Source organism: Geomicrobium sediminis (assembly GCF_016908595.1).
GTDB classification, from domain to species: domain Bacteria; phylum Bacillota; class Bacilli; order Bacillales; family Marinococcaceae; genus Geomicrobium_A; species Geomicrobium_A sediminis.
In genome coordinates this window covers 40,004-64,714 of the sequence record NZ_JAFBEC010000003.1, presented here as the reverse complement: position 1 = coordinate 64,714, position 24,711 = coordinate 40,004, and the positions used below count along the sequence as shown (strand labels likewise).

Annotated in this window: 28 protein-coding genes; 10 read left to right on the top strand and 18 right to left on the bottom strand. The window is 40.7% G+C overall.

From position 1 onward, the window contains the following. Positions 1–55: 55 nt before the first annotated feature. Together JOD17_RS05805 and JOD17_RS05800 are read right to left on the bottom strand one after the other, a co-directional pair. Positions 56–1,414: a sensor histidine kinase gene (locus JOD17_RS05805; protein ID WP_204696188.1), complete on the bottom strand. Its 1,359-nt coding sequence runs from the start codon at positions 1,412–1,414 to the stop codon at positions 56–58. Then, a complete protein-coding gene (locus JOD17_RS05800; RefSeq protein WP_204696186.1) occupies positions 1,411–2,085 on the bottom strand; it encodes a response regulator transcription factor in 675 nt (224 codons plus the stop codon). Before JOD17_RS05800 ends, JOD17_RS05805 begins: the two co-directional genes overlap by 4 nt. A 661-nt stretch (positions 2,086–2,746) precedes the next feature. Between JOD17_RS05800 and JOD17_RS05795 the strand changes: the two genes are divergently transcribed. Next, the gene (locus tag JOD17_RS05795; protein WP_204696185.1) at positions 2,747–3,685 is read left to right on the top strand and encodes a hypothetical protein; all 939 of its coding nucleotides are present in this window, start codon (positions 2,747–2,749) and stop codon (positions 3,683–3,685) included. Positions 3,686–3,691: 6 nt separating this feature from the next. Here JOD17_RS05795 and JOD17_RS05790 read toward each other — a convergent pair whose 3' ends face one another. Both JOD17_RS05790 and fosB read right to left on the bottom strand, forming a co-directional pair. Next, on the bottom strand, positions 3,692–4,771 hold the full coding sequence (locus JOD17_RS05790; RefSeq protein WP_204696184.1) for an ethanolamine utilization protein EutH: 1,080 nt from the start codon (positions 4,769–4,771) through the stop codon (positions 3,692–3,694). Between the two features lie 4 nt (positions 4,772–4,775). Then, positions 4,776–5,192: a metallothiol transferase FosB gene (fosB, locus tag JOD17_RS05785; protein ID WP_275581682.1), complete on the bottom strand. Its 417-nt coding sequence runs from the start codon at positions 5,190–5,192 to the stop codon at positions 4,776–4,778. A 129-nt stretch (positions 5,193–5,321) separates the two neighbouring features. Between fosB and JOD17_RS05780 the strand changes: the two genes are divergently transcribed. Continuing rightward, entirely contained in the window at positions 5,322–5,795 is a 474-nt protein-coding gene (locus JOD17_RS05780; protein WP_204696182.1) for a glutathione peroxidase, read from the top strand. Between the two features lie 148 nt (positions 5,796–5,943). On the opposite strand, the gene JOD17_RS05775 is transcribed toward JOD17_RS05780, so the two are convergent. Further along, a complete protein-coding gene (locus tag JOD17_RS05775; protein ID WP_204696181.1) occupies positions 5,944–6,435 on the bottom strand; it encodes a FixH family protein in 492 nt (163 codons plus the stop codon). 213 nt (positions 6,436–6,648) lie between these two features. Between JOD17_RS05775 and JOD17_RS05770 the strand changes: the two genes are divergently transcribed. From JOD17_RS05770 to JOD17_RS05760, 3 genes are all read left to right on the top strand, one after another. After that, positions 6,649–7,326 (top strand): response regulator transcription factor, encoded by a 678-nt coding sequence (locus tag JOD17_RS05770; RefSeq protein WP_476702224.1) that lies wholly within the window; start codon positions 6,649–6,651, stop codon positions 7,324–7,326. 83 nt (positions 7,327–7,409) lie between these two features. Beyond that, positions 7,410–8,741: an ATP-binding protein gene (locus JOD17_RS21270; RefSeq protein ID WP_204696180.1), complete on the top strand. Its 1,332-nt coding sequence runs from the start codon at positions 7,410–7,412 to the stop codon at positions 8,739–8,741. A 26-nt stretch (positions 8,742–8,767) separates the two neighbouring features. Then, complete coding sequence (locus JOD17_RS05760) at positions 8,768–9,382, top strand: SCO family protein (RefSeq protein ID WP_204696179.1); 615 nt, start codon at positions 8,768–8,770, stop codon at positions 9,380–9,382. Between the two features lie 86 nt (positions 9,383–9,468). On the opposite strand, the gene JOD17_RS05755 is transcribed toward JOD17_RS05760, so the two are convergent. After that, entirely contained in the window at positions 9,469–9,681 is a 213-nt protein-coding gene (locus JOD17_RS05755; RefSeq protein ID WP_204696177.1) for a hypothetical protein, read from the bottom strand. Between the two features lie 185 nt (positions 9,682–9,866). Here JOD17_RS05755 and JOD17_RS05750 point away from each other — a divergent pair, with 185 nt between their 5' ends. After that, positions 9,867–10,046 carry a hypothetical protein gene (locus JOD17_RS05750; RefSeq protein WP_204696175.1) on the top strand — a complete coding sequence of 60 codons (180 nt, stop codon included), beginning with the start codon at positions 9,867–9,869 and terminating at the stop codon, positions 10,044–10,046. Here JOD17_RS05750 and JOD17_RS05745 read toward each other — a convergent pair. Further along, complete coding sequence (locus JOD17_RS05745; protein WP_204696173.1) at positions 10,043–11,755, bottom strand: adenine deaminase C-terminal domain-containing protein; 1,713 nt, start codon at positions 11,753–11,755, stop codon at positions 10,043–10,045. The two genes, JOD17_RS05750 and JOD17_RS05745, sit on opposite strands and share 4 nt — an antisense overlap. A gap of 162 nt (positions 11,756–11,917) precedes the next feature. Between JOD17_RS05745 and JOD17_RS05740 the strand changes: the two genes are divergently transcribed. Continuing rightward, positions 11,918–12,238 (top strand): YxeA family protein, encoded by a 321-nt coding sequence (locus JOD17_RS05740; RefSeq protein WP_204696171.1) that lies wholly within the window; start codon positions 11,918–11,920, stop codon positions 12,236–12,238. A 220-nt stretch (positions 12,239–12,458) separates the two neighbouring features. Here JOD17_RS05740 and JOD17_RS05735 read toward each other — a convergent pair whose 3' ends face one another. The 6 genes from JOD17_RS05735 to JOD17_RS05710 form a co-directional block, all read right to left on the bottom strand. Beyond that, complete coding sequence (locus tag JOD17_RS05735) at positions 12,459–12,632, bottom strand: hypothetical protein (protein ID WP_193745118.1); 174 nt, start codon at positions 12,630–12,632, stop codon at positions 12,459–12,461. Positions 12,633–12,816: 184 nt separating this feature from the next. Further along, the gene (locus tag JOD17_RS05730; protein ID WP_204696168.1) at positions 12,817–13,569 is read right to left on the bottom strand and encodes a VOC family protein; all 753 of its coding nucleotides are present in this window, start codon (positions 13,567–13,569) and stop codon (positions 12,817–12,819) included. 144 nt (positions 13,570–13,713) lie between these two features. Continuing rightward, positions 13,714–13,989: a hypothetical protein gene (locus JOD17_RS05725; RefSeq protein ID WP_204696167.1), complete on the bottom strand. Its 276-nt coding sequence runs from the start codon at positions 13,987–13,989 to the stop codon at positions 13,714–13,716. A gap of 54 nt (positions 13,990–14,043) precedes the next feature. Beyond that, on the bottom strand, positions 14,044–14,595 hold the full coding sequence (locus JOD17_RS05720; RefSeq protein ID WP_204696165.1) for a DUF1572 family protein: 552 nt from the start codon (positions 14,593–14,595) through the stop codon (positions 14,044–14,046). Further along, positions 14,595–15,113 (bottom strand): GrpB family protein, encoded by a 519-nt coding sequence (locus tag JOD17_RS05715; RefSeq protein WP_204696163.1) that lies wholly within the window; start codon positions 15,111–15,113, stop codon positions 14,595–14,597. The genes JOD17_RS05720 and JOD17_RS05715 overlap by 1 nt, the downstream gene beginning before the upstream one ends. An 11-nt stretch (positions 15,114–15,124) precedes the next feature. Beyond that, the gene (locus JOD17_RS05710; RefSeq protein WP_204696162.1) at positions 15,125–15,733 is read right to left on the bottom strand and encodes an FMN-binding negative transcriptional regulator; all 609 of its coding nucleotides are present in this window, start codon (positions 15,731–15,733) and stop codon (positions 15,125–15,127) included. A gap of 133 nt (positions 15,734–15,866) precedes the next feature. On the opposite strand from JOD17_RS05710, the gene pdxR reads away from it, so the two are divergent. Further along, complete coding sequence (gene pdxR, locus JOD17_RS05705; protein ID WP_204696160.1) at positions 15,867–17,267, top strand: MocR-like pyridoxine biosynthesis transcription factor PdxR; 1,401 nt, start codon at positions 15,867–15,869, stop codon at positions 17,265–17,267. Positions 17,268–17,311: 44 nt separating this feature from the next. Here pdxR and JOD17_RS05700 read toward each other — a convergent pair whose 3' ends face one another. The 3 genes from JOD17_RS05700 to JOD17_RS05690 all read right to left on the bottom strand — a co-directional run bounded on the left by JOD17_RS05700 (position 17,312) and on the right by JOD17_RS05690 (position 20,107). Further along, positions 17,312–18,826: an acetyl-CoA hydrolase/transferase family protein gene (locus JOD17_RS05700; RefSeq protein ID WP_204696155.1), complete on the bottom strand. Its 1,515-nt coding sequence runs from the start codon at positions 18,824–18,826 to the stop codon at positions 17,312–17,314. A gap of 166 nt (positions 18,827–18,992) precedes the next feature. Further along, a complete protein-coding gene (locus tag JOD17_RS05695; protein WP_042418307.1) occupies positions 18,993–19,643 on the bottom strand; it encodes a LytTR family DNA-binding domain-containing protein in 651 nt (216 codons plus the stop codon). Positions 19,644–19,717: 74 nt separating this feature from the next. After that, entirely contained in the window at positions 19,718–20,107 is a 390-nt protein-coding gene (locus JOD17_RS05690) for a hypothetical protein (RefSeq protein ID WP_204696154.1), read from the bottom strand. 116 nt (positions 20,108–20,223) lie between these two features. On the opposite strand from JOD17_RS05690, the gene JOD17_RS05685 reads away from it, so the two are divergent. After that, positions 20,224–21,078 carry a LysR family transcriptional regulator gene (locus JOD17_RS05685; protein WP_204696153.1) on the top strand — a complete coding sequence of 285 codons (855 nt, stop codon included), beginning with the start codon at positions 20,224–20,226 and terminating at the stop codon, positions 21,076–21,078. Positions 21,079–21,164: 86 nt separating this feature from the next. On the opposite strand, the gene htpX is transcribed toward JOD17_RS05685, so the two are convergent. Next, positions 21,165–22,067 carry a protease HtpX gene (htpX, locus tag JOD17_RS05680; RefSeq protein WP_204696152.1) on the bottom strand — a complete coding sequence of 301 codons (903 nt, stop codon included), beginning with the start codon at positions 22,065–22,067 and terminating at the stop codon, positions 21,165–21,167. Positions 22,068–22,136: 69 nt separating this feature from the next. Further along, positions 22,137–23,267 carry an ArgE/DapE family deacylase gene (locus JOD17_RS05675; protein ID WP_204696150.1) on the bottom strand — a complete coding sequence of 377 codons (1,131 nt, stop codon included), beginning with the start codon at positions 23,265–23,267 and terminating at the stop codon, positions 22,137–22,139. Positions 23,268–23,441: 174 nt separating this feature from the next. Here JOD17_RS05675 and JOD17_RS05670 point away from each other — a divergent pair, with 174 nt between their 5' ends. Next, positions 23,442–24,704: an ATP-binding protein gene (locus JOD17_RS05670; protein WP_204696148.1), complete on the top strand. Its 1,263-nt coding sequence runs from the start codon at positions 23,442–23,444 to the stop codon at positions 24,702–24,704. The last annotated feature ends 7 nt before the right edge of the window (positions 24,705–24,711 follow it).

Sequence of the window (24,711 nt, the reverse complement as noted above, 5' to 3'; positions counted from 1 at the left end):
GGATTGCTTTCGCTACACTAAACGTTAAAGGTGGATTATGAACAGAAAATGAACTTTAAAACGTAATTGTAAATGTTGTACCGATTCCAACTGTGCTCGTCACGTTAATCTCAGCGTCATGCAAATCAACAATCTTCTTAACGATTGATAAACCTAATCCCGTACTGTTTTGATCGTGTGTTCTCGCCTCATCGACTTTATAAAAACGCTCGTAAATGCGTTTGATTTGATGCTCGGTCATGCCCACTCCATTGTCTTGAATCAACACTTGACGATCTTTGAACGTAATGTGAATGGTGCCACCGGTAGGTGTGAATTTTATTGCGTTAAATATAAGGTTCTCCCAAACTTGATGAAGCAACAAAGGATCTCCCGTAACCGCACACGGCATCGTATCTAACTGAATATAAATATCCTTTTGTTGAGCTTGATAAATGAGTGAACGCACAACTCCTTTAATCTGCTCTTCTAAATTGATCGTTTCTTTGTTTACGACGTCTGTTTCTTGGTCGAGAGATGCTAATGTGAGCAATTGCTTACTGAGCGAAGACAGTCGCAAGCTTTCTTTTTCAATAAGTTCACTATAAGTGACTCGCTCTTTGTCTGAGATATCGTTTGCTTGTAACGCATGAGATGTAGCCGAAATTGTTGCTAACGGCGATTGAATTTCATGAGATACATTTGAGACAAATTCTTGTCGCATCGCATCAAGTTGACCTAATTCTTTACTCATTGATTTGAAATGCTTCGCTAATTGACCAATCTCATCTTGCCTTCTTACGTTTAAGTCTACGTGAAATTCACCTTCTGAAATTTGCTTTGTAGCCTCAGTTAACGACACGACCGGCTTAACGATCCGCTTCGCTGCAATCGCAATAAACAGGAAGCTAAACAAAAGGGTTAATACGAGAAGTATCGCTAAAAATGAACGGAATTCTCCGAGGTTTTGTTCAACATCCGGACGCATAAATAAGGCATAGTTTTCTCCTTCAATCTGAACTGGAACCCCGATCGTGTTCGTCGCAACATTGTTAAAAAAACCTGTCACAAACCACTCAAACTCTTGAGCTGTGATGCCTCGATATACCGTTCCTTCTAACACTTCGGCTATGACATCACTCGGAATTGAAGCATCACGGTAAGGTGTACCATAGTGACTGGAAAAACCACTTTCTTGCAAAAGTGTGACTTGATAACCTAACTCCCCCACATGAATCAAGTAATCTTCGTGATACGTACTAGGCAAATCCGTTAGAAACTGAGCTACATCTCGTGCAGTTTGTTCAATTTTTTCTTCATTTTGCTCTTGTAATACGAACTGGTAATACCCATTTGCTAGAGTAAAAGCGAGTAGGCTACTTAAAATCATGACGGCAAACGTAATCAAGAGCATCCGAACATAAAAACTTCTCATGAATGCACGTCCAACTTATAACCGACACCTCGAACGGTTTTGATGTGGACCAATTTACTGATTTCGCTAAAACGTTCTCGTAATCGCTTTATATGTACATCAACCGTACGGTCGTCTCCTTCATAATCAAACCCCCAAACAAGCTCTATCAATATTTCCCTCGTGAATGTACGGCCTGGAAAACTAGCTAGTTGAGAAAGTAGCTCAAACTCTTTTAATGGCAAAAACATGGTTCGGTCTTCACAACGAACTTCAAAACTTTTGCGGTCAATCGCCAAATCTCCAACAATTATTTCTTGTTCATTCGGTTTATGATAACGACGTAATAATGCTTTCATACGAAACGCTAACTCTTTCACTTCGAAGGGCTTCGTCATATAATCATCAGTCCCTACAGCAAACCCACGCTCTTTATCTCGTAATTGGTCTTTTGCTGTGAGCATAAGTATCGGAATTTCATAATGCTCTCGTAGTTGCTCAGCAAGCTCGTACCCCGACATTTTTGGCATCATAAGATCGACAATTGCAAGTTGAATTCGTGTTGTTTCCATTTGTTCGAGGGCTTCAACACCATCTTTTGCTTCAATAACATGATACCCTTCACGCTGCAAATGCTCTCGAACAAACCCTCGTAAATTTGCATCATCATCAGCAAGTAAAACCGTGGTCATCTGATCCCTACTTTCCGTCCTTCTTTTCCCCATTATGAAAACAAATCGTTTTTAAAAGCAAGTTTGAAGATGATATTGTCGAGGTAATTCTAGCTATGGGATAATGTTCGTAATCTACGTAAGAGGAGGAAGCTATGAATGATTTAGCAGATCATTAATGCTTTTTACAGTAGCCCGTATTAGCTTTTTGTCGCTCTGTGTACAGCGTTCTTGCCTGACTCAGCATTTCCATGGGTATATCTCTATTCAATAGCGTTTTACTAGCAAAGTTTTTGCTCGTTAATTTTCACCCTAAGAACAATCCTTTTACGATCCTCAAAGGAGTTTAAGCGGCATTCAATTGTTGTTCATTCCTGTGATCATCTACTTCGCGATAATACAACCAATTCAGTTGTTGTTTGCAATCGGTATGATGTTTGGCACTCACTTTTTCCCATAAATGTGGGTCTATCAAACGCACCTTTATACGGTTTTTAGTGTTACCATTATATTAATTAGTACACTCTTTTTATTAGCACCCCTATCCTTACACTTCTATTTACCATTGTTTTTATTTATTACTTATACATTATTCGGGATTTTTGTTCATACACAATCAAAACGGTGGCGACGTTCAGGAGCAAAGTAATTGCCCGGGAAATAACGAAACGGAGGGTCAAAAATGTTTGAAACTCAACGTAAAGCCTTAATAGAGGCGGAAAACAACAAACATCTATATAAAAAATGGAGCTTAGATTTAAAGCGTGCGGAACAGTATTTACAAACTGAAACGGCTAAGAAGAATACTTTACTAGAAGAACTCCATTCCTTAGAGAAACGAGTAGAGCAACTGGAACGGTTATCATTCTCTACGTTATTCTACACAGTCGTAGGAAAAAAGATTGATGAAATTGATGAACGACAACAATCCGTCTTAACGACACAACTGAAATATAAAGAAGCAGTAAGAACCGTCGAAGATTTAGAAAAAGAAATAGACGAATACAAACGCAAATTGCAACAAATTGAACATGCAAAAGAAGATTATGAACACGTTTTTGATGAAAAGCGTTTGTCGATCATTCAACACAATCCTGAACTACACCAACAATTGAGTGACTTCGAATTGAGAGAAGCACAGCTGTATGCTGAACTTCATGAGTTAGACGATGTGTTCGAGGCAGGCAAAAGGGCAGCGTCGGCAATTAAAGATGCATTAAATACGATCCAGAGTGCACGAAATTACTCGACGTACGATATTTTCTTTGGAGGAATGATTGCGACCGGTTTAAAACACCAACGTATGGACGATGCGAGTCATGATATTCACAAGGCTCAAACTGCACTTCGTCATTTTCAAGAAGAGCTTATGGACCTTGAAGAATTAACCGATCATTCGTTAGAGATTGGTAACTTCCTTACTTTTGCAGATTACTTCTTCGATGGCTTTATCGTTGATCTTACGGTACACAATCGAATTAACGAATCAAAACTACAAGTTGAAAATATGGAAAATACTGTTAATCAACTACTTGAACAAGTACTCACCCAACAAGAAAAACAAAAAAGCGAGTTGCACCATGTACAGACTCGCTATCAACAACTCGTTAAGGAAGCTTAAGGAAGCTTAAGGCATTGCCTTTGTAACGGAATATGTGACCACAAGCGCTAACAGACCTGCAGTCAATTTACCTACAACCATTGCACTCACATAGTTGGCATCAATTCCAGCAACAAACCCTAAGTGGCCTCCAAATACAAACGCTCCTGCAACTGCAAATGAAGCCACAAGCACTTTTCCTCTCGGGTTCATTTCGTGAAAAAGGTGAAATGCAGGAATCGCATGAGCAAGTGACGCGAGCAGCCCTGTGCTGCTCTCTTTATTGATCCCCATTCGTTCTCCAAACGATTGTAATGGTTTGCGCAATGCTTTTGACAGTAGATACGTGAGCGGGATTGCACCTGCCAAAACGAGTACAATACGTCCGACAATCGCCATACTTTCTTCAATCGGCGTAATTCCAGACACTTCGACTCCTGGAAAAATGGCGTCCATCATTAGCACACTTAATCCAATCACAGCGATCACTGTCACCATGCGCCCTAACCATGTAAAGACCTGTACTGTTCCTTCCGGCTTCCATAAAAGTCCAATGATAATGATAATTGAAGCCCCTATAGCAGGAATTAAATTGATTAACATCATAGACAATGGAAAGCCTGCCACAAACCCTCCTAACAAACAACCGATCGGTGCACAAACGATACCTAACAAGATCCCTCTAATAAAATAACTCACATCACCTTTACGAATGATACCGAGTGCTACAGGGACGGTAAAAGAAAGGGTAGGTCCGTACATCGTCCCAAGTAAAACCCAGGAAAATAGTGCGGCTTGATCACTATACGACAACGTTTCTGCCATAGCATAACCACCCATGTCGAGTGCCAAAACCGTATTAATGACTGCCGCTGGATCAATCCCTGTATGTATGTATAACGGTTCACTAACATATGCAAGACCGTTTGCTATGATCGGCGCTATTGTAACCATACCAACAATGACAATCGTTAACGAACCGAGCATAGCAAAGGCTTGCTGAAATTGATTACCGAGCCCAAACTTATTCCCTAACACATAATCAATTGCTGCGATAATAAATCCTATACTAAGAATAAGCAGTATATAATCGTTAATTGTCGTCATGACCTTAATCCGTAAACGTCATCGGCTTCTTTTCATCTTTATAATATTGGATTCGCCCTTCTAAACTGCCTGTATGAAATTCAAATAAATGTCCATCAGGATCTCTAAAATAAATTGAGTTACCTTCATGCTCTTTATCTCTTGGGCGACCAAGTGTATAAGATAGACCTAGCCTTTGAAAACGTTCCTTCTGTTCTTCTAATTCCTCTTCAGTTACGGTAAACGCAAGATGAGTATATGATTCTTCAATGTCATTTCTGCTAATGTCTTGTTGTACGTTTAACGCAAACCAAACACCACCAATATCGTAATACGCCATCTTTTCACCTTCTACCAACCGTTTCGCACCTAGCGCGCTCTCAAAAAATGCCATAGAACGAGCCAAATCTGACACAGAGTAGGTGATATGATTCAAATTCAACGCATACTCCCCCTTTTCCTTATCTAGTGTATCATGATTTTTCTTATGTTCTGACAATGCATTGTATGAGCGCATTGCTTTGTTTCAACCTTTACAATCAGATAAAATAGAGAAAAGGAGGATTTCTACATGTCAGTCTTTGATTTTACCGTTAAAAAGCCCGATGGAGAAGACTTCCCGCTATCTGAGTACAAGGGAGACGTTTTACTCATCGTAAACACAGCTTCAAAGTGTGGATTTACTAATCAATTTGATGGGCTTGAGGAGTTGCATCAAAATTATAAAGGTCAAGGATTACGAGTCCTCGGTTTCCCTAGCAATCAATTTATGAATCAAGAACCATTAAAAGACGAAGAAATGGAAGAAGCTTGCAAGCTTAATTTCGGAGTCACATTCCCCCTTTTCCAAAAAACAAACGTAAAAGGAAAAGACGCAAACCCACTATTCAAACACCTAAGAGAACAACAAAAAGGATTGTTCGGTGAAGATATCAAATGGAATTTCACTAAATTCCTCGTCGACAGAGAAGGCAACGTCGTCAAACGTTTCGCACCTAAGGACAAGCCCGCACAGCTTGAAGAGGACATTAAGAAGACGTTGTAATTCATATAAAAACCAGAGGCAGCTTTTCGCTACCTCTGGTTTTTACTTTGATAGGTAATCATATGCCCATTGACTTAGTATTGCACTACCTAAAGGTAAGGCATCTTCATCGAACATTCTCCATTTATCATTTTTTTGTACTAGATATTCACCCATCAATTTTCATAGCATCGATCTCACTATGATCATAATTGGATCGATCTTCTAATGGTCCTTCTTCAATTCTTGATTGGTCTTGTTTCGTAAAGTCTCCGATGAGTATGCCTTTTAGAGGCATAACGTGGTATCCTTTTGCGGTTACGTGTATTTGAACGAAATAAGCACCACTTTCATTGAATGTATACTTAATTTCATAGACTCCATCCTCAGCGTGTGATGCGGAGATGATGTCACCATTCGCTCGCTCATCCGCCTTCCAAATTTCAAAGTCTACGTGTTGTGCATGTTCTATTGCCTCGTCGCCTTGACTGATGCGAATTGCAAGTGCATGATCGCCAGTTTCTTCGAACTCATGATCAAATAATACATCTACTTCAACGATTTCCATCATTTCATTCGTGGCACTATTATCGACTTCTTCATTTGAACAACCAAACAGAATTGCACAACTTGCAACGGCTACTAAGGATCTCTTCAACACGTCGATCAACTCCTTTCCTCTTACTCTATTCTATACTTGTGAAATTTCCGTGAGGTTCGTCCCTTTAAAGTTCCAAGTTTCGTTTCGTAAAGCTCACAATTACTTCACAACTTCACGATATGCTAACGTAAAATACAGACCGGTGTACGAGACAATCACTGATTGGCTATACTAAGAAGATACAGAGGAAAATGAAGCTCTGGGGGGTCCATTTTGAGTAAAGACATGTTGATTTTAGTCGTAGATGACGAAAAACAATTAATTGAGCTAATTAAACCTGTACTTGAAGCTGAACGTTACGACGTCGTTACCGCTTCCAACGGGGTTGAAGCTCTCGAAATTCTTCGCACACAAAAAGTTCAGCTTGTGTTATTAGATGTGATGATGCCTGGCATGGATGGATTTCAGCTTTGTCATGAGATCCGTCAACAATCAGACATTCCAATTATTATGCTAACAGCTAGAGGCGAAGAAGAAGAACGGGTACACGGACTTCGGCTCGGTGCAGATGATTATATCGTAAAGCCTTTTGGACTTGAGGAACTGCTCGCAAGAATCCAAGCTGTCTTAAGACGTTTTGGACATTCAAACCAAAAGAACGTCTTATCTTTTGAGAATTTGAAGATCCATGTTGATTCTAGAACTGTGACAGTCGATGAAGAGCGACTTTCTTTGTCAAAAAAAGAATTCGACTTATTGCTTTTTCTTTGTGAGCATTCTTCTCACGTTTTTTCTAGAGAGCATTTGCATGAGATTTTATGGGACAAGGATGGTTCACCATCGACACTAAGAACGGTCGATACACACGTTAAAACACTTCGGGTAAAACTGAAATCTGCGAAACATATGATTTCTACAGTTTGGGGAGTTGGCTATAAATTTCAAAGTTAATGGAACGATTTAAATCACTACATGTTCGCATTTGGTTGGCGTTAGGAATACTTTTTATAACCATTGTTTTTGTAGGTATGTATGTGATTTCGTTTTTATATGAACGACTGTATGTCGATGAACAAATTAACTCTTTGATGACTTCTGGTGAAGAGTTGCAAAGTGTCTATCATAATTATGACTCAGAGAGTGCGTTTTTATGGCGAGTACAATGGACCGACCAAAGCTTAGGTGCTGATGTTGCTTTTCTTACAGACGAGCACCCTCTTATTTCAGAAGGCAATTCGGACAACGGTGGCATTCACCTTGATTTCGTTGATGCAACGGAGAGACAAGCGCTTGAATCGGGTGAAACAGTCGTGATGTTACGTAATCACCCTAGTTACGATCAAGAGATTCTCGGTGTAGCGGTTCCGCTCATTGAAAGTCAAGAACTCACTGGTGTGATTCTTCTCTCTCAACCGTTAGCTAGTGTGTACGAACCGCTAGGTGAATTGCGTGCACTTGCGTTACTCTTACTCGCGATCATCATTGCACTGTTAATTGTGACAGGGAGAGTAATCTCCTTAGAAGCTATTAAGCCGATTCAACAAATGCAGCATACAGCTCTAAAGATGGCCGAAGGAAAATTCCAGGAACGTGTACATCATCAGCCGCGTTCAATTGAGTTGAAACGCTTAGGTGAATCATTAAATTATTTAGCACAAACATTGGAAGAAGAAGAGAAAACTCGTAGAACCTTTATCGGTAACGTGTCTCACGAGCTTCGAACGCCTCTTAGCTATATTAAAGGCTATGCAGAAGCTATTGAGAAAAATGTCGTTGATCAAAAGACGGGAATTACGATTATCCAATCAGAAGCTGAGTCAATGTTACACCTCACTAATGATCTTCTTGATTTAACGAAGCTTCAAAGTGTTACGTATACGATTGAGCAAGAACCTGTCGTTTTTGCTGAGATCGTTCATGACCTTATTACACGTATGGAAATCACAGCAAACCATCATAACATTCAAATTCAGCGGAGCTTAGATGATGCAGCAATCATTACTGGTGATGCCAAGCGTCTGGAACAAGTCGTTCGTAACTTACTGGATAATGCCATTCACTATTCTAACCCTGCTACGACGATTCACGTATCATTGATCCCCTGGAAAGACCAACACTATCGCCTCACGATTCACGACGAAGGCATAGGCATTCCAAAAGATCAATTGGCGTATATTAAAGATCGTTTTTATCGGGTGAACGACGCAAGAACACGGACTGATGGGGGCACGGGATTAGGACTTGCCATTGTCGAAGAAATTATCAAGAAACATCACGGAGTATTGACCATTGAATCTACTCTACAGGTCGGTACGACCGTTCATATTGACTTACCTGAGTATATTTTTGATGAGGTAAGTTCTTAACTCCCCTCACGAAAGGCATGAGTTTAATGATTAAACGACTCGTATACATGCTAAGTGTATGTACACTATTTGCGATGATCAGTGGTTGTAACTGGTTGTATCAATCGTCAGATGAATCGGATCTAATTGGTCGTGATTTAACGAATCAGAACTTAACCGTTGAACCATTTTCTTATATCAATCAATCTGAAGATGTTATTTCTAGCGAGAATTATGAAGGTTCCTACTGGATCGCCAATGTCATCTTTACGAGTTGCCCTACCATTTGCAATCTCATGACCCCACATTTAGTGGAAATTCAAGAGAAAGCTGAATCTCGTAATCTTGATCTCCAGTTCGTCTCTTTTACCGTTGATCCCAATCACGATACTCCTGACGTACTCACTGATTATATGAATCGTTACGGTGTTGATGAAACGAATTGGCAATTCTTGACCGGATATTCCGAGAAAGAAATTGAAAACTTGATGCTAGACTCTTTTCAATCTACGGTCTTAAATGATCCAGAAGATCCTGATATTCTCCACACGACGAATTTTTTTCTAATTGATGAGCAAGGCCAAGTCGTTCGCAGTTATGATGGCCTTGGCAACGAAGACATGGAATTACTAATGGACGATATCGAGCAGAGTATCACGTAAATAGACCCCCAGCCTCTTAAAACGGTTGGGGGTTTAAAAGATCATAAAAAAAGAACTGCACTTATTGATAAGAACAGTTCCTACTATTAAAAAAATGTGATGACGAGTCCCACGACCGACAACACGACGATCGGAATCCATAAAAATACTTTCTTTGTATTACGAACTGAGAGTGCTGAAGCCCCTGAAAAAACAAAGATGGATAGTGCCCAGGTGGAGTAAAATGCATCGCTATCATAGACCATTGCCATCACTGCAGATAAAGCCATAATGAGCATCATATAATTTGGATACTTCATTACCCTTACCTCCGTTCCCGTTCATACATTACTATGCGTGTCTTAATTATAGCATATGAAGTGATCGGGACTGCTCTTTTACTTTTAGAAATCGACAAATAGCGACAAATCTCTCAATCTTTCCAACAAAGAGCCTTACATTTGTTATACTATACCTTTATTTGTTTTAGGAGGTTCGATAGCCCATGCTAGTGCTCATTTTTCTAGCCTTTTGCATTATATTCTATGTACAAAATTATCGTATTCAGAATCAAAACAAACGAATTATTGAGCAAAATGATAAGATTATTATTGAACAGAATAAGGACTTAATGATGCAAAATGACGAATTAAAACAGCAAATCCAGCAATTACATCATCGCTAGAATCCTTTTCTTTTTACAGGGGAAATCATGATTTCTTGATTCTTCACGTCGATTAACCCTTTTTGTGTAAGGCGCACGAAAGGTAAATGGGTTGCTGTTAAGAAAAGCAACGTAAACGCAGGGTCTTCAAATGCATATCCTGCGTTTTTCAGCGTTTGAATGATTTCTCGTTCCTCTGCAATGACTTGTTCAAAAGGTTTTTGACTCATGCTGCCGAAGATTGGCAACTGAATCTCTGCACGAATCTCCCCTTCTTGAACGAGAACAATCCCACCCGCTAGTTCTTTCACCCGATTAAACGCTCGAATCATACTTTTTCGACATTTACCAATGAGAAGTACATCTCCAGTTCCAGAATAGGAACTAGCAAGTCCATCAACCTGTGCAAATCCTTTTACGACCGTATTTAAACGCCAACTCCCATCTCTTGCAACCATCATGAGAAAGCATTCATCTTGTTCTTGTAATAGTTGATCTACTGATAAATCTTGCTCTGATCGATAAGGCTTCGCGATGACGTTGTTCACGAGATGCATTCCCATTTGACTCGCAAATTGAAAGTCGTCTTCTGATAGTTGCCAATCTAATTTAAGACTTGGCAACTGCGGTAGATTGCTGTCTTCTTCGTTGTTACTGACGACTGTTCCTTTTGCGATTACATGCATAGGAGTCGGTTCTGTTTTGCTAGATAATAGATTGATGTTCGCAACGCGGCCGGTTGCGATGTTCCCATACGAATGATCCATACCATAATAACGAGCAATATTGTCACTCGCCATGTGGTACGCATCAATGATTGGGACTCCTAAATCAATGGCTTTTTTGATGAGGACGTTTGAAATTCCACGTTCATAATAGAATGGATGTGAACCATCCGTCGTCATGAATAACCGATCGAATCGAGTGATCCCTTTCTTTACTAATTGTTCAAGAATCGTTTCAAGATCTGGACGAATCGAGGAATCTCGTATCGTCACATAGTAACCTTGAGAAAGCCGAGTGATTACTTCGTCGGCTGTCATCGCCTCGTGATCACTTTCAGCGCCTAACAACATCAGTTTCGCCAATGTTTTTTCTGATGCACCAGGAAAGTGTCCTTCCATTCGCTTTTTGTTTTCTTTTGCATAACGTACCCACGCATGCATGTTTTCATCACCTTGAAGCAGTCTAGGCCAGCCTGTTAATTCTCCGCCTTGTACGACAAGAGGATGATCAAGCCAGGCTTTCACGGACTCACCCGTAAACATTGAAGCTTCATCGTTTAACAACGATTGTGCATCGAATCGACTCCACCAAAATAACGTGCTCGGCAAGGAACGAAGTTCGTCTAACAGACGATGAGCTTCTTCAGTCGATAATCCGAGTAAAAATGAAAGATTATCACAAATTAGCGTCGTCGTCCCAAATCGAGCGGCATGATGAGCAAGAGAAACAGGATTATACAATTGGAATGGATGAACATGAGGTTCAATGTAACCAGGAACAGCAACCATGTCTGAGCAATCCATAACATTCGGAGCATCCTCTGGCATTTCTTTACCTACGTACACAATGCGCTCCCCGTAAATCCAGATGTTGCCTTTCATCCATGTATGTAAATAAGAATGCAAATACGTAACATTTTTTAATAATAGTGTTGGTGGTTCTTTTAAATCCACCACATTTACTTGTTGTTGCAAGACTTCTTTGGAGTATGTTTGGTTTGCCATAAAATCACCTTTCACTAACACTTCGTCTATGTAAAAACTTCGATAGTTTGTCGAATTTCCCTGCTAACGATATGGATTCGTACAACTTTGTAAGAGTCATGAAAGGAAAAGCAATGGTTCCATTATCGCCCGCGCATTAGACTGATCACAGAGGTGATAAAGATGCGTAAAGTACTGATCATAATCTTAACGACCGTAACATCAGCCGTAGGACTTATCTTCTTATTTACGATGCTCGTTCAACATGAATTTGCCGATCAACTCAATCCTTTTGTACCAGAAGAAGATGTGTACGTGATCGTGGAAGGTGAAGGTGAAGAACTTGGAAGCGGCCGAGTGGAATACACGTTGACAGGGATCACCGAAGACGGAGAAGAGCGTGAAGTCACGTTCACAGCCAGTGCACCATTACGAGAAGGTGCCACTCTTCGCTTAGAAACAAAACGCACGTATGTAAAGAGCTGGGAAGAAGTTGATCTCTAAATGCTCAACCTAAGTAGAGCTTTGAGGCAAAATAAAAAGGCAATGCCAAAGCATTGCCTACATAGCACTGGCCCCACCTACGCCAAGTGCCGAAACAACCACGATTGTTGTTCTACCCAACTCCATTGTAAATGATAGCGCTTTCATAAGTCTAGCATTTTTTGGAATTTAAATTGTTTCTCTAATTTCTCGACATCTTTCTACCCTAAACACAGTAGACCTAGCGGCTTTTAGACGCTTTAGATTGTTGCTTCCGATAATCGAAAAAATGAAAAAGCTGCAATCCAGCTAAAAATAGAAAACCAACCGCTACAAACCACGGGGCACCAAATGCAACTAATAAGATAACGATGAGCAAGTATACGAAAAACGAACTAAGATAAAAACGTACCATATGAATCCTCCCATTATTCCTCTCCACACTATATCTCTTTTTCGATAGGGAGACAATGCAAGGTCATACTACATACTAAATGCACTTTTCATTTACAAAAGAATTAGTGATCCGCGTAAATAAAAAATACATTTTTGTGTACGTATCCAGAAGAAAAGACACCTGAACCTAGATGTCTTCTTGCCTATTCTTGTTGCTCCAACTCTCTCAATCGCTCATACGTTGCTTGAAGCGCAACCTGTTCTTGTTCTGACACAACGATCGCTTTTGCCAATGTAGCGGCTTCTTTCGCTCGACCGTGTTGATTCAGAGAATCAAAAACTTCTGCTTGCAACACTCTCGCTTTTACGACATACTCGTTCGACGCATCCGTCACAAACTTATTAAACGCAACTTCTAACGTATTGCGGGCGGCCAGATAATCTTCTTTGGAGTATGCAAAACGGTACGCAGAAGCGTAGAGCTTCTCGAACTTCGACTGTAAGGCTTTTACACGGGCCTCTTCTCGTTGCATTAATGTTGTTGAATCGCCTAAGCTCTCACCGATGATGATCGTATTCTCATTAAGATCTGTAATGTTTACACGCCAATCTTCGGCTGTTTTGTTCAGTCGAGAAATTCGAGGCGTTCCTTTAACTGGAATTCGTCTGTAATAGGCTTTTAGATTGGCGCGTAATTGATTATAGACTTCCCGCACATTCGATACTTCAACATAACACCCACCACGGTTAATGCCTTCACGATCGTTCCGCGCACCATAGAAACCGATCTCCGTAAGACCATCCATCTTCACTGACGCATACCGATACGGAGCCTTTTGATAATACACAATATCAAAACCAAGTGCGGTATAAAATTCTAAGTGCTCATCAAACTTATGATAATCACAATCAAACAGCGCGATTGTACGACTCGTAGTGCTACTTGAATCACTCATTCACTCACCCTCCTTATCTCGACTACCCTTTCATTTTATAAGATGAATGCAAATGAGAAGGTTATGAACTAAGAAGTCTTTAAAAGAAGCAATACATCCGTCATATGCTTTAAATATTTACTTGAAAGTCTTGTATCCAGTTCCCTACGTTCTTACACGATCCATGATTTCTAAAACTACGCCTCCCAACATACAGACACTACCAAATGCAAATAACACGATTGATCCAGTCATCAAATTCCCAAATTGATTCCATGTCGAATCGATGATTTGCTGTGCTCCGACTGCATCAACAGAATTACTAATGAAAATTGCATTAATTAAAATAAGACCAATGTGTAAAACAATTGAAGCGAGCAATACAATTGATCCGCCAATAAAGAAATGATTGGCTAACCACCTCGTTTTAAAGACATACATTCATACCTTTCTTTACCCAATTTTTGCTAATTTAAAAAAGATAGCTACTATGAGCTATCTTTTACTTTCTAATCCATGCTTATTTTGCATTTCTTCTAAGTAATTGATGGACTGACCCTTCGGTATACTTAAACTGTTCCATTGTTCACGTTTGATCATTTTTCCTATGTAAACGATTTGTCCGACATGGTAAGAATAGTGGGCCACTTGGCGTTCAATCGCTTCCATTACGAGGTGTTCTTCACTTCGAATTGTTACGCTTTGCTCGACATTCTCTGGTTGAAGCTCCTCAAGTGTTTGAAATAACACGCGCCAGCCTCTTTCCCACCGCTGTTGCAATGCTGCTTTCGTCTCGCGCTTCCTTTCGAATTCCTCGTCCCGGTTTCGCGTTTGTTTTTCACCATCGGTCGTTAGAAAATCCGTCCATCTCGACAACATGTTCCCGCTCATATGTTGTACGATCGTTGCCATACTATTTGAGTTTTTATCCATTGACCAATGTAAATCTTCCTCTGTACATTGGTTAAACGTTCTATCACCGAGCTCCTTCACACTTAGGAACCTCTCTTTAACTATGCGTAAATAGATCGTTGCAACATCTGCCATTACAAACTCTCCTCATAAGCTATTTTAGCCATAATCTCTTGAATAAATGGTTCCTTGGCATTTGTATAAGAAACAACATCATCACGATAACGCTCAGCTAATGAACGTTTTATCGTTTCGTAGGCCCTTCTCCCTTCTTTATGAGCGATCAGGTAGTCTCTGAATTGTTGTCTTTCAATCCATTCAGTACCGTTGTATGTGTAAACATGAAGATGGTGTGTGCCTTTACGCCATTCCCCTTTTCTAAAGAAACGACGGTTTGGAAACTCTTGATGATAAACGTGTGTATAGCCGATTGCAGCAAGCGGCTCATTCATTTTATGAACTTCCTCTAAATCGTCGACACCAATCATCATATCAATGATTGGCTTAGCTCCAAGACCTGGAATTGCTGTACTGCCGATATGTTCAATCGCTTTAAAATGTCCTTTTATGTTTTGTTCAATTTTTATTTTTTCAACGATATACTCATGTGCCCAAGCTTTATGGTTCTTCTCAATTGTTATCGCTCTTCCCATAAATGACTCCTTTAAAGATCGTTATGCTGACGCATGTACGTGGCAATTTGTCGTTCATCATCACTCGGTTGTTTTTCTAACTGATCAATAACAAGGCGCTTTCGTTCTTCAGGATGATTTTGAGATAGCTTTGCCTTACCAACAAGCTGATCAATCTTTATTTGAAAACCTACAACGCCTTTGGACATGTTATTCAAAAACTCAGGATCTTGTTTTTCATACAAATAAGGACTCTCTTTGTCTTCATAATTCGCAACAAGTTCTGTGAGTGATTGATGCAACATTTCGTCTGAAACAAATTCAACCGTACCTGTCACATGTGCCGCCATATAATTCCACGTTGGAACGGCTTGGCTAGTTTCATACCATGTGGGAGAAATGTAACAGTGGGGACCTTGAAAAATTGCTAATACTCGCTGTCCTTCTAACCCTTGCCACTGCGGATTTTTTCGTGCAAAATGACCGAGTAAATACTGTTGATCATCTGACAAAGATAGCGGTAAATGTGTCGCAAACGGTACTTCATCATTTGTTGAAACGAGCGTTGCAAAGCTATGTTTAGTGATGAGTTCATACACGTCTTCTTGGTCGACCATTTGAAAATGTTTCGGTACGTACATAACAACGTTCTCCCTTCACACTGTTCTCAATTGATCGTTTTTTCTGTAAGCTTAGTGTACAAAAGGTTTTCACCTGTTTAAAGACCCAACCTTCATCTTTTTAAAGGTGCCACATTAGAAATGGGGAACAATCATGATCGAATTTACACCGAATGTCCAAAAGGGAAGTGATCCCCTCTACATCCAGCTGTACAAAAGCATTCGCTTAGAAATCCAAAAAGGTCACTTACCTGCCCATACGAAATTACCATCACAACGACAACTCGCAAAGCATTTAAATGTGAGTCGCAATACCGTCGACATTGCCTATCAACAATTAAGTGCTGAAGGTTATGTCAAAGGCGTTGAAAGAAAAGGATTATTTGTCGTTCCATTAAACCAAGATTTGTTTTTTCCAGAACAAAAGCAAGGCCACTTCCCAACCGAGGAAACATCGGCTAACGTAACTCCGACTCGTTTTAACTTTCGATACGGAGAAGTTGACCTTGAACATTTCCCTTATAAACAGTGGCGCAAGTACACACTAGAGAGCATTCATCGTGAAAATCGAGATCTTTTTCTATATGGTTATCACCAAGGAGAACTTGGCTTACGTAAAGAAATTGCTCATTACATTTATCAATCTCGAGGGGTGAGGTGTCTCCCCGAACAGATTGTTGTGGGCGCAGGCACCCAATATTTGGTTGATTTGCTATGTAAACTAATTGGCACCAAAGATTCTTATGCGATGGAGGAACCCGGCTATAATCGAATTCGTGAAACGTTTCAACATTCAGGGGTCTCCTTATCTCCCATTCCCCTTGACGACCAAGGGATTCGGGTGGACAAGTTGTATGAATCCAATGCAAACGTCGTCTATGTGACACCATCCCATCAATTTCCCACTGGCGTGTTAATGCCATTATCTCGAAGGAATGAATTGTTAGAGTGGGCGAAGAATGTAGACGGATATATCATTGAAGATGATTATGATGGTGAGTTCCGCTATGTCGGACTGCCGATCCCTGCGCTGCAAGGCATTGATCACCATGAACACGTCATCTACCTTGGAACGTTTGCTAAATCATTGACACCTGCTGCTCGAATTTCGTATGCTGTCTTGCCACAAAGATTGCTCAACCATTATTCAGAGAACTTTACTCATTTACAACAAACCGTCTCTAGGTTCCATCAATACACGCTCGAGCGCTTTATGGAAAGTGGCGATTGGTGGCGCCATCTAAATCGTACGAAAACACGCTACAAATCAAGGCAACAGACATTACTTCGCGCACTTAAAACGCACATGCCAGATCTTAACGTTTCCGGTAATGACTCGGGTCTTCATGTGATCGTGGAGCCAAACCTCCCGCTAAGTGAAGAAGAACTGATTCGTCGAGCAGAGACACTCGGGGTAGCGGTGTACCCAACTTCAATTTATTATGCGAATGAAAAACCAGTTACCTCACAAGTATTGCTCGGGTTTGCTGGCTTATCGGAAGAAACGATTGAAGAAGGCATTCAAACGTTAAAAAAAGCTTGGTATCATTCGTAAATTAGAAAAAGCTCGAAGGCTAGACTGCCTATCGAGCTTTTTTATTAATTCATAACAAGTTCACGTTCACGCATCGTTCCGTGCTCGTCAAAGTTCTTATACCAAGCAAACGCTTCTTGAAGGAGATGTGGGGTATGCCCACCAACTTGTTCAACCGCTCGGTCAAAGTAACTGAGCAACTGCTCTTTATACAATGGATCGGCACAGTTTGTAATAATCTCTTTTGCACGTTCTTTCGGCGCGAGTCCACGAAGATCTGCTAGTCCATGTTCAGTGATCAGTACATCCACATCATGTTCCGTATGGTCTACATGGGAAACAAACGGTACGATGCTAGAGATGTCACCGTTTTTCGCAATCGATTTTGTGACAAAGATTCCGAGTCTAGCGTTTCGAGCGAAATCACCTGATCCACCAATACCGTTCATCATTTTCGTACCTTGAACGTGTGTGGAATTCACGTTGCCGTAAATATCAGCTTCCACTGCCGTATTAATTGAGATCAACCCTAAACGACGGATCACTTCTGGGTGATTCGATAGCTCTTGCGCTCTTAGAACGAGACGATCTTTGTAATCGTCAAGACGTGGGAACACGTCGTTCATTTTATCTTCGGATAGTGTAATTGAACAGCCCGAAGCCATTTTTACTTTTCCTGCATCTAAAAGATCAAACACGGAATCTTGAAGAACCTCTGAGTAAACCTCAAGGTCCGTAAAACGTGAATTCTTCAAACCGCTAAATACAGCGTTCGCAACAGTCCCGATTCCAGATTGAAGGGGAGCTAGCGTCTTCGGTAATCTGCCTTCATCGTTTTCTTTTTCAAGGAAGGCGATGAGATGGTTGGCAATCTTCTCTGTATCATCATCCGGTGGTGTAACCGTTGACGGTGAGTCTTCTTGGTTTGTGAAGACGATCCCTCGGATCTTGTCTGGGTCTACAGCAATTCCTGTCTCACCAATGCGATCAGAAGAATCCGTTAGTGGGATTGGCACACGGGACCCTTGCTCACCGAGTTCATAAATGTCATGCATCCCTTCCAAAGCAGCTGGTTGAGCCGTATTAATTTCAACAATCACTTCTTTGGCATGGTTCACAAACGCTGCAGAGTTACCGACGGATGTTGTTGGGATAATCCGATTATCTTCTGTAATCGCAATCGCTTCGATGATCGCAAAGTCAATCTCCCCAAATACCTCTTGTCTTAACGCTTCAGCAGTATGCGATAGATGTTGATCAATAAACCACATTTGACCTGTGTTAATCTTGTTTCGCATCGTTTTATCGACTTGGAATGGTAGTCGCTTGTTTACGAGATCAACTTCTGCCATTTTCTTATCAATGTCAGAACCGAGTGATGCACCTGTGAAAACATTCACTTTCATCGGTTCAGCTTTCGCACGTTCTACAAGTGCGGTTGGTACGGCTTTTGCGTCTCCTGCACGAGTAAAACCACTAAGACCAAGTGTCATACCATCTTTAATCCAACTTGCTGCGATTTGATCTGTGACGATTTTCTCCGATAAATGGGGGTTTCGCAGTTTGTCTTGTGTGTTCATAATAAGACCCTCATTTCTTTTTCTATTTAGTGTATCAATGCCTGTTATGCTGAACATTCAATTCTGTATGAAAGGGCTTAGATGTTGGATGAGCCAGTATAATTACGACATGAATCAGCGTTCAGGGCAGCCTAAAAAACACAAGCGAGAGCTTGCTTTCATTTTTTTAGAAGGCAAGCATCTCTCGAAAGTGACTTGCGTACGACTGACTGACAGGAACGACAGTATCGTCATTCATGATTAATGTAAATGTTGAATGTGACTCGGGTTGAATTTCTTTGATTTGAAGGATATTAATGAGGTAGGACCGATGACAACGGTAAAACGTATCGTGCGGGAGTATTGCTTCTAATTGTGATAAATTGAACTTATTCGTACCAACACGTGACCTTGTGTGTACCCAAGTTCTACGACTGTTTGCTTCAATGACAGTAATGTCATCGTGCGGAACTGGATACCAACAATTTTGATTCATCACGGTTAGAAAATTTGACTGATAATGTGACTGGACCGACTCTGAAATAAGAGTGATGCATCCAATGAGGCGATGATCGGAGAATAGAGGCGTTGAGATTCCGTAATACGGAACACCTAATACTTGTGCTGAAACATATTCAGCCGTTTTCTTTTTGATCGTTAACGCTTTATGGGTAACGGTGTCTTCTTTAATAAGATCACCGGGCTCAATCTTTAAATCAATCGTCTTGCTCGGTCGGTAATACATATATTTATCGCCATCGGTTATGGCTATTGATAAGTGATCTGGGAGTATTGCTTGAAATCCTTCAATCATATCAGTAACAGACATGACATTCATCATAAGCCTCCTAGTATATTGATAAAATATATACTAGGTTTATTCTAACAAAAGTGTATCATTAATGCTAAGGATTAGACGAGGTGTAATTTGCGTAGAGATGTGATGGTTTGTTGAAGTTCTTCAAGGGCATCAATTGTTTTTTGATCTTCGTTCATTTTTTTAAGGTTCTCTCGATCATTTTCAATTAGCTGAAGAAGTTCTTTCAAACTTTTGCTCTGCGTTGTTTCATTCAGATAGCTTTTCAGAAGTTCAATTCTGTCTTCCACACCATCCATAAGTTTAATTTGTTGCTTTATTTCAGACCAACGATCCAACAAATTGGACGTATCATCGCTAATGTCATTTACGTTCATCATAAGCATCGGTTCGTTGTTTTCATACCGTCTTAAATTGTCTTCAATGAACTGATAGTATTTAGCGTTATGGCTTTCTCTCATACCTAACTCTTGAATTAACCACATGGGTTTATCATAGCTCCTTTTGTTTTTGCTCTACTTATAGTATAGATGAGGACAGCCATCATTAAAAATAATTAAAAGTGAATAACATCGATCATTTTAAATGATAGGAGACTATTATGGAGCTAAAGGACTTGCGGATTTTTGTGACGCTTGCGTACGAAGAAAACACAACAAAAACAGCAGAAGTGCTAAATTACGTCCAATCCAACATTACCGCTCGAATTAAAAAGCTTGAAGAAGAATTCCAGACACCATTGTTTTACCGACATTCAAAAGGAATGACATTAACACCTAAAGGAAGGCAGTTACTTGATTATGCCGAACAGATTTTTTATCTCATCGATGAGACTCGTCATGCACTGATGGACGATGAATTGCCGTTCGGTCATTTACGAATTGGCACGAATGAAACGACAGCATCGAGTAAATTGCCACAATTACTTGCTTCCTATAGCAAAAAATACCCGGATGTTGAACTTTCCCTTCGTGTTGAGCGAACGGCGTTCTTATTAGAAGACTTGTTCAATTATCAACTAGATGGTGCATTCATGGTCGGTCCAATCGAACACCCCGACCTCGTCAGTACGCCAGTGTTTACTGAAAAGCTTGTCTTGTTCTCAAGTGAGCCGATTCAAGTACACGATGTTCGTGATAAAACCTTGTTAACCCGCCCGAACGACCTGTATCGCGAACGTCTCGAGAGTTGGTTAGAAGACGAAGGAATCTATCCAAAGCGCATCATGGAGTTTAACACGATGGAATCCATATTGAACTGTGTAAACGCGGGGCTTGGCTTTTCCATTGCTCCGATCTCTCTTGTTGATTCCCACAAATTCGATCGCCCTGTCTCCATCTATGGCATTCCAGAATCACATGCCAACGTCCAAATGATCTTTGTACATCGTAAAGAACAACATTTGGATAGCGCCTTACAAAAGTTCGTAACTCTCACTAAGCGTGAATTGGATTAAGGTTCAGAAGATAATCCCAATCATTTTTCCTTACACAAACAAAAAGCGCCCTTTAAGGTCAAGAAAACCTTAAAGGGCGTCGTTCATTATTTACGTTCTAAGCTTTCGATACGGTCACTTAAATCAGGGTGTGTTGAGAAGAGGCGCATCATACCGCCACCACCGCTGATTTTCATCGTTTGAACTGCTGAGTCGTCACGATGATCATTGACTGTTGCGCGATCTACGTAATTCTGTAAAGAACGTAGCGCGTGAATCATCTTGTCTTTGCCTGCAAGGTCGGCTCCACCGTTGTCCGCATGATACTCACGGTGTCTTGAGTAGGCATTGACGACAAGGCTTCCTAAGATCGAGAAGAGAATCTGTAAGACAAAGATCAGAATAAAGTTCACAATGCCTGCCATTTCTTCACGAACAAAGCGTGATACAACAAATGCTACTACTCGCGCAGCAAAAATAACAATTGCGTTCACAATTCCTTGCAAGAGCGTCATCGTTACCATATCACCATTATCAATGTGAGCAACTTCATGAGCAATTACGCCTTCAACCGCGTCATCATCCATGGCTTCAAGAAGTCCTGACGATACTGCTACGAGTGAGCGCTTTTTGGATGGTCCTGTTGCAAAAGCATTCACTTCTTTTGAATGATAAATTCCGACTTCTGGCATGTGCGCAAGTCCAGCAGCACGTGATAGTCGGTGCACTTTCTCAACAATATGGCGTTCATATTGATTTAGGTTGTCATTTGGATCAAGTACACGTACTTTCATCATTTTCTTTGCGACCCAACGTGACATGGCTAGTGAAATAAAGGATCCACCAAACCCAAAAAGTAAACTAAATACGAGTAAACTTGATAACACGAGTTGGCCGTCTGCATACATACCGCCCACTGGTGTAAATGTTGTGATTAACGTCCAAACGATAAAGATTGTCGTCATCACGAGAATATTCGTTAATATAAATAGAAACGCTCGTTTCCCCATTCCCCCACCTCCAAGAACATATACGCTTTAAATTCTACCACGTTCTACGTTGCGAATGGTACCTTCGTTTCATGTTTTCATGAACTCTTCTAGTACGTTCACACAATCTTCAATTTGTTGAACCTCAACATATTCATCGATGCGATGTGCTTGTTCTAAGTTTGCAGGACCAAAAACGAATAAATCCCGATTACCTGTTTTCAAAGCGATCATCGAGGCATCTGTGTACGCAGGAAAACCCGTTTGCGGAGCCGCTTCTTTCAATGTCGTTTCATAAGTACTTTCCAGTCGCTTGAGCAGATCTGACTCTAAGTTCGAATCGATTGGTGGTCTCGGATATCCGTAATGATTCACGTGATAGCTTGCTCCCTTAAATTTACGGCAAGCGGTTTGTAGTGATCGATCAACGAGTTCATCTGCTTCTTCTTGTGTCATTGGTGCGACTAAGCGAAAATCAAGTTCCATTCGCACTGATCCCGCCACCATATTCGTTTTCTCACCACCATGAATCGTCCCCACAGAAAGCGTCGGTTTTCCAAAACGTTCATGATCATATGGAAGATCAGTGACATTTGCCTTTAACTGCATAATGCTTTCTGCAGCCACATGTCCAGCATCAATGCCAACAACAGCATGACCTCCGTGGGCGCTTTTCCCAGTAATGACAATTTCATACCAGATCGTTCCCTTATGAGCGACAGCAATGGTATTGCTTGTCGGTTCGGTCACGAGTAGCTCTGCATTCTCTGGAATGAGCTTTTCTTCCACTAACGCTACTGCGCCTTTCATAAATGGTCCCTCTTCATCAACCGTGATCGCTAAATACAAATCTCGTTTCGGTTGCGATTGTTCGACGACGTTTTTAAAAGCAACGAGTGCGGAAGCTAGTCCACTCTTCATATCACACGCACCACGTCCGTACAATCTGCCATCACGTATTTCTGCTCCAAATGGTTGTTGTGACCATGTACCTTCTACTGGCACGGTATCCATATGAGCGAGAATGACGAGTGGACGTAAAGAAGCATCAGAGCCTTTACACGTTGCAATAACGTTCCACCGTTGATCCTCTACAGGTTGTACTTGTACCGTTATCCCCTTTAAATCTTTTAAGTAGCGTTCAACATATTGTGCGCATTCGCACTCACTACCGGTAGGATTCTCAGACGGAATTCTAACGAGTGATTGGGTTACTTTCACCGCTTCATGGATAGACCTACTCCCCCTCTATGTCGCAGATTTATTTACCTTTACATTATATCAAATATTCTGTTTTATTACCTTTCTATTAAGGACCTAGACTTTTTTGACTTTTCTATATAAAATAAATAAGCTTTATAACCATGGTTTACGGAAGGAAAATAAAGAAAAAAGATGAAAACCATTTATCCCTATGTGAATGAACATAATACAGAAGTGAGTGGTTATGCTCCTCTTGCTAAATTATTGTCGACCATTACAAGAACGTTAGAAGAAACGTTTGGTACGAGCTACTCAGCGTTTCAAGTTGATGAACATATTTTTGATTTATGGACAATCTTTGAAGAAGATGTCAAAAGTGAAAGCGATGAACTAACGCATGTTGCGCAAATCTTTGAACATCTTGGTGAATATACATTTGAGTATGAAGAAGGTGCGCAAATCCCTAAGTACCGGGTACACCGCGCCTATGCGAATCAAGTGTTTGCCTATCATCATGACGATGTAGCGTTTGCTCAAATCCCGATTTTCAGTGAAGCTTCGGTTTTTTATATGCATGCGGTTTTTGCCAGTAACCAAGAAGCCATGTCTGCATTTTTGACTACTGTCCGCGAAAGAATGTGGAACAAAAGTAAAAATGAAATCCTCTTACTAAAAGATAGCGATGAAGGTCTATCACAAGAATATCAAGCCATCTCAAAAGATGTAACACGAGATGAAGTAATTTTGGAAGACTTCATTAAACGAGAAATCTATCGTTCTCTAGATCAGTTCTTCCAAGCAGATCGATCATTTTTTGAGACATACAACGTTCCTTATAAACGAGGCATTTTGCTTTATGGACCACCAGGAAACGGAAAAACCACACTCGTGAAGTCAATTGCCAATAGTGTTGATGCGCCTGTTGCCTACTGGCAGATTACCGAGTTCACTTCAAGTGATTCGATCCAAGAAGTTTTTGAAACTGCACAGAAATTGGCTCCGATGATTCTCGTTATTGAAGACATTGACTCCCTACCAGACCATACACGTTCTTACTTTCTCAATACACTAGACGGGGCTACTTCAAAGGAAGGGATCTTCCTGATCGGGACGACCAACTATCCTGAGAAAATCGATCCTGGTCTCGTAAACCGTGCTGGTCGTTTTGATCGCGGTTATGAGATTACTGCTCCTCCAACTGCGTTACGTAAGCAATACATTCAACAGCTTGGGTTCCCGATGTTAGACAAAAGCATCGACGTCGATCACATTACTTTATTAACCGACGGTTTCTCATTTGCACAGATCAAAGAACTGTTCATGAGTTCCGCCATTGAATGGCACAACGAAGGAACACTAAACATTACGCAAACGATCGACACGATCAAAAAAGAGAAACGAAAAAGCGAACGTGGCGAATGGTGGGATGATTCCGAACGCACGCTAGGTTTTTAACCTAATT